The organism is Bariatricus sp. HCP28S3_A7 (genome assembly GCF_052066375.1).
In the GTDB taxonomy this organism is placed as follows: domain Bacteria; phylum Bacillota; class Clostridia; order Lachnospirales; family Lachnospiraceae; genus Allocoprococcus.
This window is the reverse complement of the sequence record NZ_JBQHSG010000026.1, coordinates 15,308-31,206: the sequence shown is the minus strand read 5'-3', so window position 1 is coordinate 31,206 and position 15,899 is coordinate 15,308. Positions and strand designations below refer to the sequence as shown.

Here is a 15,899-nt window from a genome sequence, read left to right as displayed (position 1 = left end):
TCCAGCTCTGGCTAAATAACTTAATAGCAAAACAAATGGGGTGGCTCCGTTAGTCCGGACAGGTGGCTCTCGCCACATCGGACTGGCGGCTCCGCCGCACCATAATATTCAATCTGCACATTGGTTACATGACTTTTCTTTGAGGCATCGGGATAATATTTCCGGATGTCTTTTCTTTTGGCATTGGTCCATATGGAAATGATGGAACTGTGGTATCTGCAATGTGTGATGATGCGTCGTCCATATCATATGAAATACCCATTGTCTCCAGTAGCACATTCCTTGCAGGTGGCTCCGGTGATGGAGTACTTTCTGCTCCTGCACCAAGCTGTTCCAGATTACTGACAAGCTCCTGCTGTTTGTGTGGAAACAGATGGGAGTAGGTGTTCAGTGTTGTGGATACCTTTTCGTGTCCAAGTCTGTCAGCAAGTACCAGTGCATCACAGCCCTGATTGATGAGCAAACTGGCGTGGGAGTGACGGATATCGTGGATTCTGATACGCTTCACCCCGGTATTCTTACACCCTCTATCCATCTCGTGAGAAAGATAAGATTTTGTAATCGGAAACAACCTTTCTTGCGGGTCAAGCATATATCTTGAGTCCATATATTCCTGAAGTTCCTTGCAGAGAAAATCCGGAATGGGAACCTTGCGCTTGCTCTTTCGCGTTTTTGGGGATGTAAATACATCTTCCCCATGAAGTCGCTGAAAAGTTTTGTTGATATCAATCTGTTTTGAGGCAAGGTCGATATCGGCAGCAGTAAGTGCAAGTAGCTCTCCCTCACGCATTCCTGTCCAGTACAGCACCTGAAAGCAGATATAGGATAATGGCTTATCCTTGATGCCTTCCCGAAAAGCGATGTACTCATCGTAAGTCCAATAATCCATTTCTTCAGCTTTTGCCTGTCCAATGCTTCCTGCCTGACCGCAGGGGTTCGTATTCAAATCATAGAACCTCTTGGCATAATTGATTATGCAGGTAAGCTGATTGTTGATGGTTTTCAGATAAGTCTTGGAATATCCCTTCGGGGAATTCATCAACTGGTTCTGCCATCTTCGCACATCGGAAGCCTTAATCTCGTTTACAGGCTTATTGCCGAAAAACGGGAGAATGTGTGTCTCGCAGATATGCTTCTTGGTCATGATAGTGGACTGTTTCAGTCTTGGTGTCATGTCTTCCATATAAAGTTCGTAGAGATTCTGAAATGTCATATCCGGGTTAGCAGACTGCTTTTCAAGAAAATCCCTTTCATAAGCTAAGGCTTCCTTTTTGGTGGCGAAACCTCGTTTCCACTTTTGCCTGTTGTTGCCCTGCCAGTCCGTGTAATAGAACTTGCAGAACCACTTACCAGTCTTGTTATCTTTGTAAGCTGGCATAAAAATCATCTCCTTTGTATTAAATTTTCCTGGCAATGTTGTAAATGTCTGGAAGTTGCACCACGTAACTGTGGTATGTATTGCACTTTGTCCTGAAAAACAAGATTTGAGTGCATTTTTCCAAAGGCTATGATATAATCTACTTGTCTAGGGTGATTATAAAGCCTTTGGGTTTAATCACTAAAAATTCGGTATCATTCCTTTTGCAGAAGGTCTGGTGCCGATTTTTTATTTTAGCTAAAAATATTTGCTACTGAATAAAACAATTATTTATCATCGGCTTCTTCTTTGGTAGACACGATATGAATTCTTGTCAGCGAAGAATTCTTCTTTGCACCAGTAGATTTTTTTTGTTTTGCCATCTGCGAAGAAAAATCTGAGAAGTAGCTGTCAGAGTAATAATCTAACATTTCTCTTTTCCATGTATCGTAGCTTTCTTTGCTCAACTTACCGCTTTGCAGAGCAGTAAGTTTGTTCATCCAGTTTTCCATAAAGAGACAGAAGTCTGCATTGTATGTTCCGTCACCCTTGCCATCAACCATAAGAGCGGAAGTCCACTCGGGATTTTCAGGTGGTTTGGTGCAGGAAAGCTGAAATGAGATGTCTTTCAGTTCTGTCATAGTAAATAGTGCGCTGATAACATCCGATAGATTGTGAAAGTGATAAGAAGAAATCTCTTCTTCTGTTACAATGCCTATTTTATCAGTTTTTGCTTCCAAAAGTTCCTGCCATGGAATATCCAGTTCATCAGCCACCTGTTTGATTAAATCAATCTTCATGGTAATCTCACCGGATTCATATTTCTGAATGGTACGTTCAGACTTATCCAGTCTACGGGCGAATTCCTTCTGGGTTATCTTTAATTGTCTGCGACGTCTTTTGATTGCATTACCGATTTCTTCTGCGGTATACATGGCAAGACGCTGGTTATCTGACATCGCCATAGTGTCACCTTCCTTATATATAATTTGCATTCAGTCACATCAATTCGTGTTTTCACTAAAAATAAGAAACCCGTACTGAAAAGTAACTGAATTATTATGTTATGAATACTATATCACGAACTAAAACGAATTGCAAGTGCGGATATTTGAAAAAATGTATTGACAGAATATGAAAGATATATTATGATAAAACACGAATTGAGAGTACGGATTAAAGTCGAATGATTTATCAACAGGTTAAAATCTGTACCAGTAATGCAAGTTTAATGAGAAAGGAGGAGTTCTATGATAAGCACGAAAGAGGCATTTATTGATGCAAAGGAAGTCAGTCAGGTGCTTGGCGTGGGAATGACAAAAGCATATGAAGTTGTCAAAAAGTATAATGCGGAACTGGACGCAATGGGATATTACACCATGCGTGGCAAGTGTCCTCGCAAATACTTTGAGCAGAAGATTTACGGATATGCAGATTGTTATAATCCGGGCGATGACCTGACACAAAAAGACAGTGTGGTAGCTGAGCAATCAGATTATCAGACAAAAGAAAAAGTCCCATCCGAATAGGAAAGGACTTGATTGCAAAGCCAAAGCCTTGCTATGTATCTCGCAAATACATTATAGCAAATGGTTTTGGCTCCTGCAATCTGAATTGTACCATGAAAACTAAAAGAGAATCAGATAGGAGGATAAATCCTCTGCTCGTCTGAAGACTCGCATTTTGTTACACAAAACAAGGAGGATTGTATGTATTTAGAAGAACAGCAGATTTTATTGTGTGGTATAGACCACGGATTTTCCGCTATGAAAACAGCACATTTTGTATTTGAAAATGGTGTGAAGGAGCTGGGTGGAGAAGCTACCCTGACCACAAATACCATGATGCTGAATGACAGGTATTATAAGGTTGGCGAGGGAAGGCTGCCGCTGAAAGATACCAAGGTAGAGGATGAGGATTATTTCTTATTAACGCTGGCAGCGATTGCAAAGGAAATGGATTATTATCAGTTATCCGATGCAAGTGTAAGTATTGCAGCAGGGCTACCATTTACAAGATTTGGACAGGAAAAGGTAGCATTTAAGGAGTATCTGAATCCGGGAAGCGTAGATTTTCAGTACAATGGCAAGGCATATCATATTGACTGCAAAGAGGTGTTTCTTTATCCACAGTGTTATGCCGCAGTTGCAGACAGGTTAGGAAAACTTCCAGCGGAGCTTTTGATAGTAGATATTGGAAGTAAGACAGTTGATATCATTCATACAAGAAAGCATGTACCGGTGGAAAGTGACTGTATCACTATTCCATCCGCACTGATACAGTGTATGGCAAATATCAATAATGTGGTTTACAGAAAGACGAATCGCACTCTGACGGAGGAGCAGATACAGCAGGTGATGATGTATGGAAATGCTCCATATTCAGATAAGATGGTCCAGATAGTAAAAGAGGAGCTGACAATTTTTGCAAGAGGAATTGAAGCAACTTTGAAAGAACACGGATTTGATCCGGAAATGACACCGATTGTATATGTGGGTGGTGGAGCAACTGTGATGAAACGATTTGGTTCCGTTTTTGGCAGACACATTATGCACATTGAAGATGTTAAGGCAAATGCACTTGGATACGAATATCTGGCATATCAGCAGATGAAACGAAAGATGCAGTAGTGGCGGATTGGAGGCAGTATGGCAAATGAAGACAGTGTGACAGTCAGCTTCCGTCTTAACCTTAACAGAGAAGAGGACTGGGAAATCCATAGGTATCTTGAGGATGAAACAGCGATGTTCTGCTTTGGAGATAAGAGCAAGTTTATCAAAAAAGCATTGATAAGGACAATTCGTGGCATAAAGCAGGAAACTGAGGAAAAACGTCTTGTGCAGGAAATGAATACACAGAGGTTATCTCTACAGACTGCCATGTCGGAAGAAACTGACCGGATTATCAGTGCAGTGAGACTGATTATAAAGGATGAAGTAGAAAAACTTGCCGGAGTAGGAGTGATTCAGGAAAAGCCGATGGGTTTCGGGAAATCCGGGGCGAAGGCGGAAACAAACTCAGAATCAGAAGCAGTTTCAGAAACAGAAGATGTCTTGGAATCTACCACATGTTTCGGTGAGATTCCGGAGGCAACTGATGAGGATGTTTCAGATGATGTTATGGCTTTTTTGGATGAGTTGTAAGGCAGAATTGTCTGAATTATATTCGTCCAGTTAAGAGAATCGCGATAATACCAGGCGTAATACAGATTTATTTAGCGTAATACCGATGGTAATACAGGATTATTTGTCGTAATACCAGCAGTAATACAGACATTGTCCTGTATTGCAGGGGGTATTACAGATAACTGCCCCCCGCAGGGGCATATACAGAGAGGGTTTTAGGGGGAATTTCATCCCCCTAACCAGATTTTGTGAAACGCATTGCGTTTTACGTATCTGGCAAATTCTCTACACACACAGTTAGAAAAGGAGGAGTGGCTTATAGGAAGAAAGGGACAGTTAATAGAACCAAGGAAGAATTTTACTATTCGGCTGTCGGATGAGGAGCGAGAGCAGGCAGAGTATGATGCCAAAATCAATGGTATGAAGTTGTCAGATTATATCAGATATCTGATTCTTCATGGAGGTAAGGTAGATACGACGATTGCTCATGACAGGCGGGATCTGATTAATCAGCTTTCCGGTCTTTGTAACAATTATAATCAGATGACGAGAGTTGCCAATGGCTGCGGTTATGTATTTGACAGCACCATGAAAACCGGGAATCAACTGATATTACAGATAAAGGATTTGATGCAGGAGGTGGTTTGTGGATGGCGATAACCAAGATGATGCATATGAAAGCAAGCAATAAGGCACGAATTGACATTCATCTGGAACATTCCATAAACTATATTCTGCAATCGAAGAAACTTGGGGATGCCAATCTGGCAGGCGGTATTAACTGCCTGCCGGAGATGGCTTATACACAGATGAAGGCAACCAAGCAGATGTTTGGCAAGCAGGGAGGACGGCAGGGATATCATTTTGTGATTTCCCTAAAACCTGGGGAAGGTACACCGGAGATTATGTATGATATCGCTATGCGATTTGCAAAGGAGGCATTTCACGGAGAGTATGAAGCAGTAGTAGCTGTTCATACAGATCGTAATCATCTTCATGCCCATATTGTTATAAACAGTGTAAATATGGTAACGGGATATAAGTTCCAGTGCCATAAGGGAGACTGGAAATACAAATTTCAGCCTATTACCAACAAACTCTGTGAAGAATATGGACTTCATATCACTCCGGCTGAATACAGTAAAGAGCCTGCCAATATGGCACGACCACAATGGGAGCGTGAACAGGTATTTTCCAAATGGATAGAGCAAGATGCCAGATTCTGTGCCGTTAATGCAGAGAGTATGGAGCATTTTATATTTCTTTTGGAAAAGGCTGGCTTTGAAGTAAAGCAGGGAAAGCATATCTCTGTAAAGGTTCCGGGAATGAAGCGGTTTAAGAGACTGGATACGATTTCAGAGGATTTTGGAAGTGAGAATCTGGAAGCGTTATTTAAGTACGGAGAACCGGAATTGATAGCACCGATTGCTCATACAACTTCATTACCTGTAGTAAGAAAGGCGTGTTTATCACCATATCAGAAAAAGTGTTACACGAGGATGTATCGTCTGCGACTGGCAGAGAAAAAGCGATTTTCCTATGGCTCAGCTTATCTGTATGAGCAGATACAGAAATTGCATGAATTGCAGGAGGAATATCTGGTAGTGGTAAAGTATGATGTTAGGACTTTTGCAGATTTATATAGATTAAAGCAGAGATTACAGCATGCGGATGAGGAGCTGTGTAAGACGCAGAAAGAGATGTACCGGGACAGGGCAGTTTGGAAAAGGTCATGCAAGACAGAGGAGGATGTGTCTGCGTTTGAGGCTTCTGAGGATGACTACCGGGAAAGGCTGGAGCAATTGAAACTTCAAAAGAAGGACATCCGGGATAAGCTAAAAGCGGTAGTCAGATGTCTTGAACGGGATGGAAGCCTCAAGGAGGCGGAATTGGAACTTCGTATACCGGTTGAGGAACTGGGTGACATTACAGAGATGTACAAGGTGGAAGTGCCAGAGAATCCGTATCGGGTGCAGGAAGCGGAAATGACTGGAGCGTCTGTTGCAGAAATGGATATGGAAGAAACCTGCAAGGAAGATGTAGCTGGAGCTGTTTCCGAGAATGTTATGGCAGAATGCCTGGATGCAAGCGGAACTGAACTGTTAGAAGGAGCAGTAAATGAGCCTGCAGATATTGTGGAGACTAGGGAAGATGCACCTTTTGGAAAATTGGATACAGCGACATCTGATACGGATAAAAAGGATGAGCTTCCATTTGACAAGGATGATTATATGCGACTCAGTGTGGCGGAAAAGGTGCGTTGCTATGGCTGTGATATGAGTGATATAGAAAACGTATTTGATGTGGTAAAGGCATATTTTGAATCAGTTGGTATGAAGGCAGGCTTTGATGAAGTCTATGAGGAAGCGAAGCTTTTGGCAGATTATAGTGCGAGAGAGGAAGCAGAGCATCTGATTAGCCGGAAGGTGGAGCAAATTTTGCAGAGAATGGATGTGTGGGGTGTCAATCCAGAGCAACTAATCAGGTATCCGGTGTATGTTTTATCAGAGGTGTTTGATTTGATAGATATGGATTATTATACAGGAATTAAGGTATTTGGTGCTGTGCTGGATAGGAAAGGTGTGCATCTAGGGCAGCAGGAGAAGTATGAATTGTATGAGAAGATATATGAGGAGGGGATGCGAGAAAAGAAGCAGGAGAATAATAGAAGGAGCTTGTGAGATTGGTTGTGAATGTTGGGAGAATTAATGATTAGCGGTAAGCATGGTCTGATTGACTTGCTGTGAATTTTATGGTATACTTATTCCATGTAGATTTATATAAGCATAAAACTATAGAGAAGGAGGGCATTACAATGAAATATAGTAAGCCGGTTGTTTTGAATTCTGCGTCAGTTAATTCTGCTGTATGTGGAGGAGGAACACCTTGTGGTAGACCTTGTGACAAAAAAGCATAATTCAAAAGTAATTTTTACTGAGGACATGGTTGCAAGATACTGTGTCCTTTTTCATTTAGTGTTTGTGGTTAGATAGTTGACATAAATGGTAGAACCTTAGTGTAATTTCTCAATTATACATTACAATAAAGGGAATTCCAGAAGTAAATCATTTTGAAAATAGATGTATTCAATAAGGGATAAAAAGTACAGAAATGTGTGCTTGGAGGTAAGAAAAGTGTATTTTAAGATTAATGATGAAATTATATTTAGACAATATAAGGAATATGGATTAATAACAGATAATTCTATGTTTGGATATAAAATGTTACATAGATCAAGTAAGTTCCCTGGTGAAAAATATGTTTCTGAAAGTGGAGCAGTTATGCTTGGAACACTTACAAAGGAACCTAAGAATATTGATGTAATCATAAAAGAATTGTTGAATATATTTATTGGGGTAGATTACGAAGAATTGAAGAATGATACGATTGAGTTTTTTATGCAGTTTGTGTATGAAGGATTTCTTTCGGTTGGTGAAACTTATGAAGAATGTAATGAGAGAATGAAAAACAGTGATAAAAAAATGGATATGCCCCAAGAAGTAATTGTGGATAATTGTTCGAAACAAATTTTTCATGAAAATGATTTTTTAAGGAGTTTGCACATAGAAATTGCAAATATATGTAATGAACGCTGTATTCATTGTTATATTCCACATGAATTAAAAACAAAAACGATTGACTCTTCGTTATTCTATAGAATTATTGAAGAGGGAAGAGCTCTTAATATAATTAATGTGACTTTATCTGGTGGAGAACCACTTCTTCATAAGGATTTTATTGGGTTTTTAAGAAAAATTAGAGAATTGGATTTGTCTGTAAATGTGTTATCTAACTTAACATTACTTAACGATGAGGTTTTAAGTGAAATGATAAAAAATCCTCTTTTGTGTGTGCAAACCTCTTTATATTCAATGAATCCGGAAGTGCATGATTCTGTAACAAAAATGAAAGGTAGTTTTGAAAAAACAAAAGCTGGCATATTAAAATTGTTAGAATTAGGTATTCCAGTGCAAATTTCATGCCCAATTATGAAACAAAACAAAGATTCTTTTGATAAAGTAGTAAAATGGGGAAATGACCATGGTATTACGGTTGCCACTGAATATGTTATCTTTGCGTCATATGATCATACTAATAGCAATCTAGTAAATAGATTGTCGCTAAACGAGGTAAAAGAGGCATTTAATTCACAGTTAACCAAGGAATATGCAACTTATTTATATGATACTGCGAAAGAAAAATGTACATTGACCGGTGAGGATTCAATATGCTCAATATGTCGCTATTATTTGTGCATTTCCGCTGAAGGTGATGTGTATCCATGTGTTGGATGGCAAAACAAAAAGCTTGGTAATCTATGTGATGATAGCATACAGAATATTTGGCAGAATTCTAAAGAAATTTCATGTTTAAGAGAAATAAAGCGTAAGAGTTTTCCAAAATGTGTGGATTGCAAGGACAGAGGTTACTGTAATGTTTGTATGATGAGTAATTCTAATGAAAATCTGGATGGGGATCCTTTTAAGATAAACACATTTAATTGCAAAGTTGCAGCTATGAAACATAATAGTGTAGAATCTATAATTAAAAATTTGAAGTAGAGAGGATGGATTATATGGAAAAAATTATAGTAAGAGATGCTTATGAAAATAATTTGAAACATATTAATCTTGAAATACCTTTAAATGCTTTTACTTGTGTAACCGGTTGCTCTGGTTGCGGTAAGTCATCATTAGTATTTGATACATTGTATGCAGAAAGCCAAAGGGGATTTCTTGAGGGAATGACAGGAAATATCTATGGTCAAAAGCTAATGAATAAGCCAAAGGTGGGAGCAGTTGAAAATCTACGTCCTGCACTTAATATTTCACAAAATTATTATAATGTGAATCCGCGCTCCACTATTGGGACAACTACGGAAATATCTTATTATTTACGTTCGTTATTTGCTATTGTGAACAGTGCAAGGGGAAATGAAGTATCTGAAAGTTTTTTTTCTTCAAATAATCCGAAATCATTTTGCCCACATTGTTCTGGAATTGGAGTTGAAACTATAATTTCTGAGGATTTGTTAATACCAGATAAAGATAAAACACTAAAAGAGGGGGCTATTCTATATTATAAGGGACCGGAAGAGGGAAAAGAACAGAAGTATTTAGAGGCACTTTGTAATGAATATAGTATAGATATCAATAAGAAGGTTTCGGACCTTTCAAAAAAAGAACTTTATCAGTTGTTATATTCTGATGAAAAGATCAAGTATAAATTGTCATATAAAGAAGGAAAAAGAAAGAAGCAGCACTATGTATTATTGCAGGGAGCGATTCCGGCTATTATGGATAGAGTAACTCAGGTAGATAATACAATGTCTACAACAGTATATTCTAAATATATGGAAGATGTGCCTTGCCATGTTTGTGGCGGTTCAAAATTGCGTAGTGATATTTTGGAATATAAGGTTAATGGATTGAATTATTATGAAGTTGAGGCTATGGAAATAAGAGAACTTCAAATATGGTTGTTAAAGTTCAAGTATGACAAGGTTGAAAAAAACAAAAGAGAACTAGTGTCACAATTACTGGAAAGTGTTCTCAATAAATTGGACGCATTAATGCAATTAAATATTGGATATTTGAGTTTAAATCGAACTATTCCATCTCTTTCGGGTGGTGAACGCCAACGAATTAGAATCGCAACACAGTTAACATGTTCGCTAAAAGGAATTGTATATATTTTAGATGAACCTTGCAAAGGACTACACCATAGAGACATTACTAATATTATTAAAGCAACAAAAAATCTTGTTGATAAAGGAAATACTGTTATTTCTATAGAACATAATAAGAGATACATATCAGCCGCTGATAGTATTATAGAATTGGGACCAGAGGGTGGTCCTAAAGGTGGATATGTTATTGATGTAGACACAAAACCATTAGACTATTCATATAAGTTGGATTATAAAGAAGAGACAAACTATTTGCAGTATTGCGAATTGAAAAGTATAAATTTTAGAAATATTCATGACCAAGATGTAATGTTTCCGATAGGAGGAATAACATGTATTACTGGAGTATCGGGATCTGGAAAATCATCGTTGGTATCGATAATTTCGAATTGCTTTAAAAGAAGTTCGAGTGTGAATTGTAAAAGTTTTTCTGGTGGAAACTCGATAAGACGAGTTGTGGTAGTCAATCAGGCACCTATTGGGAAGACACCACGATCAACCGTTGTATCGTATTTAGAAATATATGATGAGATAAGACGTTTGTTTGCTAATACAGATTACGCCCAAAGTATGAAATTAAGTGCATCACTTTTTAGTATGAATGTTAAAGGGGGAAGATGTGAATGTTGTCAGGGAACTGGACTTCAAAAAATAGAATTGAATTATTTGCCTAGTTCGTACATTACGTGTCCTGAATGCGAAGGGCGAAGGTTTGATGATAAAATCTTAGAGGTTCAGTATAATGGAAAAAATATACTAGAAGTGCTTGAAACTCCTATATCAGAAGTTATTGATATTTTTAAAGATAATAAAAAGATTTATTCTGTTCTGTTAAGTATGATAGAATTGGGATTGGGATATCTTAAATTGGGGCAGATGTCAATGAATTTGTCAGGTGGTGAAGCTCAGAGAATTAAATTAGCAAAGGCGTTGGGAGTTGCATCTCGTGGCTCCAATCTTTACATACTGGATGAGCCTACATCAGGATTGAATAGCGTAGATGTAGAAAAATTTGAAAAGATATTACTTTCTTTACAGAAAAATAAAGAGACTATTTTGATTGTTGAACATAATATAGAGTTTATAGCTAGAATTTCAGACTATATAATAGATTTCGGTGTGTTTGGCGGTAATGAAGGTGGAAAAATTGTTGCACAGGGAAAAGCAAAAGATGTTTTTAACTGCAAAAATTCATCGCTATATTCACTTGAATTGAAATAGAGATTTTAATGAAGAAAAATGTACTTATGAAAGGAGTTGTATTATTTGAGATTAGAACAGTGTATTATAACACTTACACGCAATTGTAATTTGAGATGCGATTTTTGTTATGCTAAAAGAACAGGATATATGATAGATGATACTATTAAAAAAGAAAATGTTAAGAGAATAATTGATTTTTGTAATGATGCAAAGGTTAAGTTTGTTGTATTTTCTGGTGGGGAACCAATGATGTATCCAGAATTAGCAGAGATGATAAGATATGTAAAAAGTTGTGAGAATAAAATGACAGTAGCTATTGCTACAAATGGTATCATATTATCAGATTATGAATTTTGTAAACATCTTGTAGAGTGTGGATTAGATTATATTGATATTTCGTTAAAAGGAAAAAATGAAGAGGAATGTCTTGCAGTTGTGGGACAAGAATGTTTTGAAAAACAATTACAAGCTATTCGAAATGTATCAAGTTTGAAAGTTGATTTTACATGTTCAATGGTTTTGACAATTTCTAATGTGGATGGATTTTGTCAAGCAATTGAAGCAGCATATGATAATGGTGCAAGGCAGTTTTCGTTTACTTTTGCACTGGATAATGAAGATTCTGAAAAAAAGAATTTGGAATATTTGAAGAACAATAATCCTTATGATGTGATAGATAGGTTTTTAGAGCAAAAAGAGGAATTGAATGCAATAACAAAAGGAGAATGGTGGGTTGAATATACATTTCCTATATGTATATACACGGAACATCATTTAAAAGAATTAAAAGGTAAGCTAGCTGCTCCATGTCAAATATATAAGGGGAATGGAATTACGTTTGATACAGGGATGAATATTCTTCCGTGTAGTATGTTTATAGATGATAAAATAGGCAGATTTGGAGATGATTTCAATTCATATGAGGAATTTAAGCGTTATGCAAATACTGATTTGTATAAAAGAATAATTGACGAAATTAGTAAAATGCCATCCAAAGAATGTGAACATTGTGAATATTTGAAAGACTGTTATGGTGGATGCCCTATTTTTTGGAAGAACTGTGATTATAATTCACTAATGAGTTTCAAGAAAGCATATATGTTGAATAAACAGATTCCAGTGTAGGGAAAAAATCTTTTTAATGAACAAGCTGAAGAGAGTTAAATAAACGGAGCTGGGTTGAATATTTTATGTTTTGAAAATAAGAAAAATTTTCATGAGATAAAAGCTATTATACAAAAATGATAGCAATAAAGATTAAAAACTGGAGGCGATAAAATGACAACAGAGTTTATGAGAGACTTGCTTTCAAAAGATGAAAAGATAACAGTAGAATATAAAACCTGTCAGCATGGCATCCAGGAGGATGTTTATGATACAGTGTGTTCCTTTTCCAATAGATATGGCGGATATATTATTATGGGTGTTGAGGATGATGGTACACCAATAGGTATTAATCCGAACTTAATAAAAGATATGAAGAAAAATTTTGTGAATCAGCTCAATAATCCGAGCAAGATGTCACCAACGCTGTATCTTTCAATTGAGGATTTCGAATATGAAGGAATGACATTATTATGGGTATATGTACCGCCAACAGCTACTGTGGAAAAATGTGGAAATAGAATATATGACCGAAATGAAGATGGTGATATGGATATTACGGATTCGCCAATTCAATTACAGAATATGTACAACAGAAAGAGCACTACATATGCGGAACATAAGATTTTCCCATATGTAACCAAGGATGATCTGCGTCTTGACTTAATGGACAAGGTGCGTAATCTTGCAAAAAGTAAAAATCCTGATCATCAGTGGCTTACAATGTCTGATGAAGAGATACTTACGAGTGCAGGTTTATGGGAAAAAGATTTTTCATCAGGTATTCAGGGATATAATCTGGCGGGCGTACTATTGTTTGGAAAAGATGAAGTAATTCGTTCCTGTTGTCCGGGATACATTACGGATGCAATTTACAGAGTTGAAAATGTGGATAGATATGATGACAGGTTACAGGTAACAACAAATCTGATAGAAGCATATGACCTTTTGATGGAATTTGTGGCGAAACACACATCAGATAAGTTCTGCCTGATTGATAATGTAAATACAAGTATCAGAGGAATTATTGCCAGAGAAGTTATAGGCAATATACTTGTTCATAGAGATTATTCCAGTGCGTTCCCGGCAAAGGTAATTATTGAAAAAGACTGGCTAAAAACAGAAAACTGGTGTATTCCAAGACGACATGGAAATATTATGAGCGATGAATTTACACCATATCCGAAGAATCCGTTAATTCAGCAGTTTTTTGCCAACATTGGTAGAACAGATACGATTGGCTCTGGTGTGAGAAACCTGTACAAGTACACACCGATTTATTCAGATGGTGGAAAACCAGAATTGATTGAGGATGATGTATTTAGAATAACAATTCCCCTCGATAAAATGGCAGCAGATGAAGCAAGGGAGCAGAAGACATTATCTGAAAGAGAACAAAAGATTTATAATATGATATGTGAGAATATTCATTTGTCAGTTGAACAGGTAATGGCGGAACTTGATATATCAAGGGCCACAGTGTTCAGAGATTACGCAAAAATTAAAAAAGTTACAGGTGCGATGTATGATAAAAAGACATCAACATGGACTTTGTAACCCACTTAGTCTCATCAAGTCTCAAGATAGTCTCACCAAAGTCTCATGAGATTTGATACGGGATGAGACTAAGAAAAGTTGAAGAAATGCAGTAAAATCAATGATTTTTGGATTTGTAAGAAACACTCAGTCTCAAGATAGTCTCATTTTGAGAATGAAATTTTGAGACTGGCTTGAGACTGAGAAATAACATATAAGAAACGATGAAAAAGTGATTAAACATTGCTAGAAAGAAGAATGAATATGCAGGATAAGCAATATAAGGAGATAGTTGATAGTCAAGGTAATGCTTATAAAAGCAATAAAGATAAGAATAAAATTGCACAATATTTAGAAACTAATATATGGAATTTTTTAGGAACAGGATTGGCTGCAGTTATAACATTAGCAGGTATTGTAAATTTTGTTATTTCGAAGAGCTTTTCTGCTTCATGTGCAAATTTTTATGGAATAGACAAAAAATATTTTAGTGGAACAGAAATGTTTGAGGATAAATTAATTTTTATTTTTTGTGCATTTGCCATGTTTGTCTATCCGATTATCCTTTCATATATAAATAAAAAAATAAACAGTAAAGGATATGTGGTGTTAACTTTTATTTTTACAATTTTCATACTATTTGTGCAAAATGTATTATATATGGTTAGCTTAATAGACATTATTCCATGGGATTGGTTGAGACAGATTGTTGATAATTATGTGACACTTGGTGTGTTTTTAGTTGCGGATATACTGATTGCATATTTCATAATAATAAGAAATTTCTTTTGGGGCAAAAAGAAGTTTAATAAAATTGAAAAAGGAGTACTGGCAATAGCTTTGTTAATATATATGCTGAATACAGCTATAGGAGTTACAATTAAAATGAACTATGATATTAGTGATAAGAAATCATATGAGGTTATTGAACAAAATCGAGCTATAGTATCGAATTATGATGGCAAATTTGTAGTTATGGATTGTGAAACACAGGGAGAAACTATTATTTTAAAGAAAGGTACATATAGTTTGGAGGAAATGACTGGTGTTTCAATTACATATCATAAATATGAGAAAGTAATTTGTGAGTAAAATAACCAGTCCCAACAATGGCGTACGAAGGGACTGGTATATAGATGTTAATTTAATTCATTCATGGCATCCACATAATCCTGCAGACCATTTTCCTTCAGTGCAAGTTTGGCGTATGTAAGTGGTGAATCTTTTGCCAATTGATACAGATAGGCGATATCATTCGGTTCCTCAAAGATAACCGAAGAATTACATTCCTTACAACGGATAACGAGAATGGAATTTTCACCGGCATTGACAATCACGGAATCTGTGGTAGGTTCATACATACCAAACAGAAAATTAGGATTATTGTTCATGGCGGTCTCCTTCCCACAGATACTTTGCACCATCTAACAGGTCGATAATAGCTGTAAGCATATTGGTGTATTCGGACTGTAATTCCTTAATAGCTTCTGAAGAAGGAAGCGTATCAGGTATAGCAGTAGCTACAGTGTCTGCATCAGCACTGGTAAATGCTTTTTGCATTTCAAGTAATTGCAGGTACAGTGCATTCACAGTCTGTACCAACGGATAAATAGTTTCTTTCTTGCCAACAACACAGATGCGGTTGTAGATGCAGGAACGGATGAAGTAATCTTTCTTCATCATTCCGCTGGCAAGAATACGGGCTTCGATTTGTTGGCGTTCAGCTTCGGTAATCCGGAAGCTGATGGTTTTGTTTTTATGTCTGTTGCTCATGGCAATGCTCCTTTCATTTTGGGTGTGGCAGCAGGTGTCATATGACAACCTGATAGCCACAGGGATTTATTCGTTTTTAGTAGTAAAAGTAGATTATATCTGCCATTGATTT

Annotated in this window: 14 protein-coding genes; 10 read left to right on the top strand and 4 right to left on the bottom strand. The window is 36.9% G+C overall.

Going from position 1 to position 15,899, the window contains the following annotated elements; genetic code table 11:
* Positions 1-124: 124 nt before the first annotated feature.
* Positions 125-1,378, bottom strand: a complete 1,254-nt coding sequence (locus ACTNA4_RS13380; RefSeq protein WP_441030549.1) for a tyrosine-type recombinase/integrase — start codon at positions 1,376-1,378, stop codon at positions 125-127.
* A gap of 266 nt (positions 1,379-1,644) precedes the next feature.
* A complete protein-coding gene (locus ACTNA4_RS13375) occupies positions 1,645-2,322 on the bottom strand; it encodes a helix-turn-helix domain-containing protein (RefSeq protein WP_441030547.1) in 678 nt (225 codons plus the stop codon).
* 285 nt (positions 2,323-2,607) lie between these two features.
* Between ACTNA4_RS13375 and ACTNA4_RS13370 the strand changes: the two genes are divergently transcribed.
* The 10 genes from ACTNA4_RS13370 (at position 2,608) to ACTNA4_RS13325 (ending at position 15,106) form a co-directional block, all read left to right on the top strand.
* Entirely contained in the window at positions 2,608-2,886 is a 279-nt protein-coding gene (locus ACTNA4_RS13370) for a hypothetical protein (protein ID WP_441030545.1), read from the top strand.
* A 180-nt stretch (positions 2,887-3,066) separates the two neighbouring features.
* Complete coding sequence (locus ACTNA4_RS13365) at positions 3,067-3,987, top strand: ParM/StbA family protein (protein WP_441030543.1); 921 nt, start codon at positions 3,067-3,069, stop codon at positions 3,985-3,987.
* 18 nt (positions 3,988-4,005) lie between these two features.
* The gene (locus ACTNA4_RS13360; RefSeq protein ID WP_441030541.1) at positions 4,006-4,500 is read left to right on the top strand and encodes a hypothetical protein; all 495 of its coding nucleotides are present in this window, start codon (positions 4,006-4,008) and stop codon (positions 4,498-4,500) included.
* A gap of 240 nt (positions 4,501-4,740) precedes the next feature.
* Positions 4,741-5,142, top strand: coding sequence for a plasmid mobilization protein (locus tag ACTNA4_RS13355; RefSeq protein WP_441030539.1), 402 nt, complete (start codon positions 4,741-4,743; stop codon positions 5,140-5,142).
* Entirely contained in the window at positions 5,133-7,163 is a 2,031-nt protein-coding gene (locus tag ACTNA4_RS13350) for a relaxase/mobilization nuclease domain-containing protein (RefSeq protein WP_441030537.1), read from the top strand. Before ACTNA4_RS13355 ends, ACTNA4_RS13350 begins: the two co-directional genes overlap by 10 nt.
* 453 nt (positions 7,164-7,616) lie before the next feature.
* Positions 7,617-9,044, top strand: a complete 1,428-nt coding sequence (locus tag ACTNA4_RS13345; RefSeq protein WP_441030535.1) for a radical SAM/SPASM domain-containing protein — start codon at positions 7,617-7,619, stop codon at positions 9,042-9,044.
* Positions 9,045-9,058: 14 nt separating this feature from the next.
* A complete protein-coding gene (locus ACTNA4_RS13340) occupies positions 9,059-11,392 on the top strand; it encodes an ATP-binding cassette domain-containing protein (protein WP_441030533.1) in 2,334 nt (777 codons plus the stop codon).
* Positions 11,393-11,437: 45 nt separating this feature from the next.
* A complete protein-coding gene (locus ACTNA4_RS13335) occupies positions 11,438-12,499 on the top strand; it encodes a radical SAM/SPASM domain-containing protein (RefSeq protein WP_441030531.1) in 1,062 nt (353 codons plus the stop codon).
* Between the two features lie 153 nt (positions 12,500-12,652).
* Entirely contained in the window at positions 12,653-14,035 is a 1,383-nt protein-coding gene (locus ACTNA4_RS13330) for an RNA-binding domain-containing protein (RefSeq protein ID WP_441030529.1), read from the top strand.
* A gap of 243 nt (positions 14,036-14,278) precedes the next feature.
* Positions 14,279-15,106, top strand: a complete 828-nt coding sequence (locus tag ACTNA4_RS13325) for a hypothetical protein (protein ID WP_441030527.1) — start codon at positions 14,279-14,281, stop codon at positions 15,104-15,106.
* 47 nt (positions 15,107-15,153) lie between these two features.
* On the opposite strand, the gene ACTNA4_RS13320 is transcribed toward ACTNA4_RS13325, so the two are convergent.
* Positions 15,154-15,405, bottom strand: a complete 252-nt coding sequence (locus ACTNA4_RS13320) for a hypothetical protein (protein WP_441030525.1) — start codon at positions 15,403-15,405, stop codon at positions 15,154-15,156.
* A complete protein-coding gene (locus ACTNA4_RS13315; RefSeq protein ID WP_441030523.1) occupies positions 15,395-15,787 on the bottom strand; it encodes a plasmid mobilization protein in 393 nt (130 codons plus the stop codon). The genes ACTNA4_RS13320 and ACTNA4_RS13315 overlap by 11 nt, the downstream gene beginning before the upstream one ends.
* Positions 15,788-15,899: the final 112 nt, after the last annotated feature.

Excerpts from the sequence above, each read along its gene's own strand:
- ACTNA4_RS13330 (WP_441030529.1), top strand. The coding sequence starts at position 12,653 with ATGACAACAGAGTTTATGAGAGACTTGCTTTCAAAAGATGAAAAGATA.
- ACTNA4_RS13340 (WP_441030533.1), top strand. The coding sequence starts at position 9,059 with ATGGAAAAAATTATAGTAAGAGATGCTTATGAAAATAATTTGAAACAT.
- ACTNA4_RS13375 (WP_441030547.1), bottom strand. The coding sequence starts at position 2,322 with ATGGCGATGTCAGATAACCAGCGTCTTGCCATGTATACCGCAGAAGAA.
- ACTNA4_RS13325 (WP_441030527.1), top strand. The coding sequence starts at position 14,279 with ATGCAGGATAAGCAATATAAGGAGATAGTTGATAGTCAAGGTAATGCT.
- ACTNA4_RS13320 (WP_441030525.1), bottom strand. The coding sequence starts at position 15,405 with ATGAACAATAATCCTAATTTTCTGTTTGGTATGTATGAACCTACCACA.
- ACTNA4_RS13380 (WP_441030549.1), bottom strand. The coding sequence starts at position 1,378 with ATGCCAGCTTACAAAGATAACAAGACTGGTAAGTGGTTCTGCAAGTTC.
- ACTNA4_RS13365 (WP_441030543.1), top strand. The coding sequence starts at position 3,067 with ATGTATTTAGAAGAACAGCAGATTTTATTGTGTGGTATAGACCACGGA.
- ACTNA4_RS13315 (WP_441030523.1), bottom strand. The coding sequence starts at position 15,787 with ATGAGCAACAGACATAAAAACAAAACCATCAGCTTCCGGATTACCGAA.
- ACTNA4_RS13360 (WP_441030541.1), top strand. The coding sequence starts at position 4,006 with ATGGCAAATGAAGACAGTGTGACAGTCAGCTTCCGTCTTAACCTTAAC.
- ACTNA4_RS13370 (WP_441030545.1), top strand. The coding sequence starts at position 2,608 with ATGATAAGCACGAAAGAGGCATTTATTGATGCAAAGGAAGTCAGTCAG.
- ACTNA4_RS13350 (WP_441030537.1), top strand. The coding sequence starts at position 5,133 with ATGGCGATAACCAAGATGATGCATATGAAAGCAAGCAATAAGGCACGA.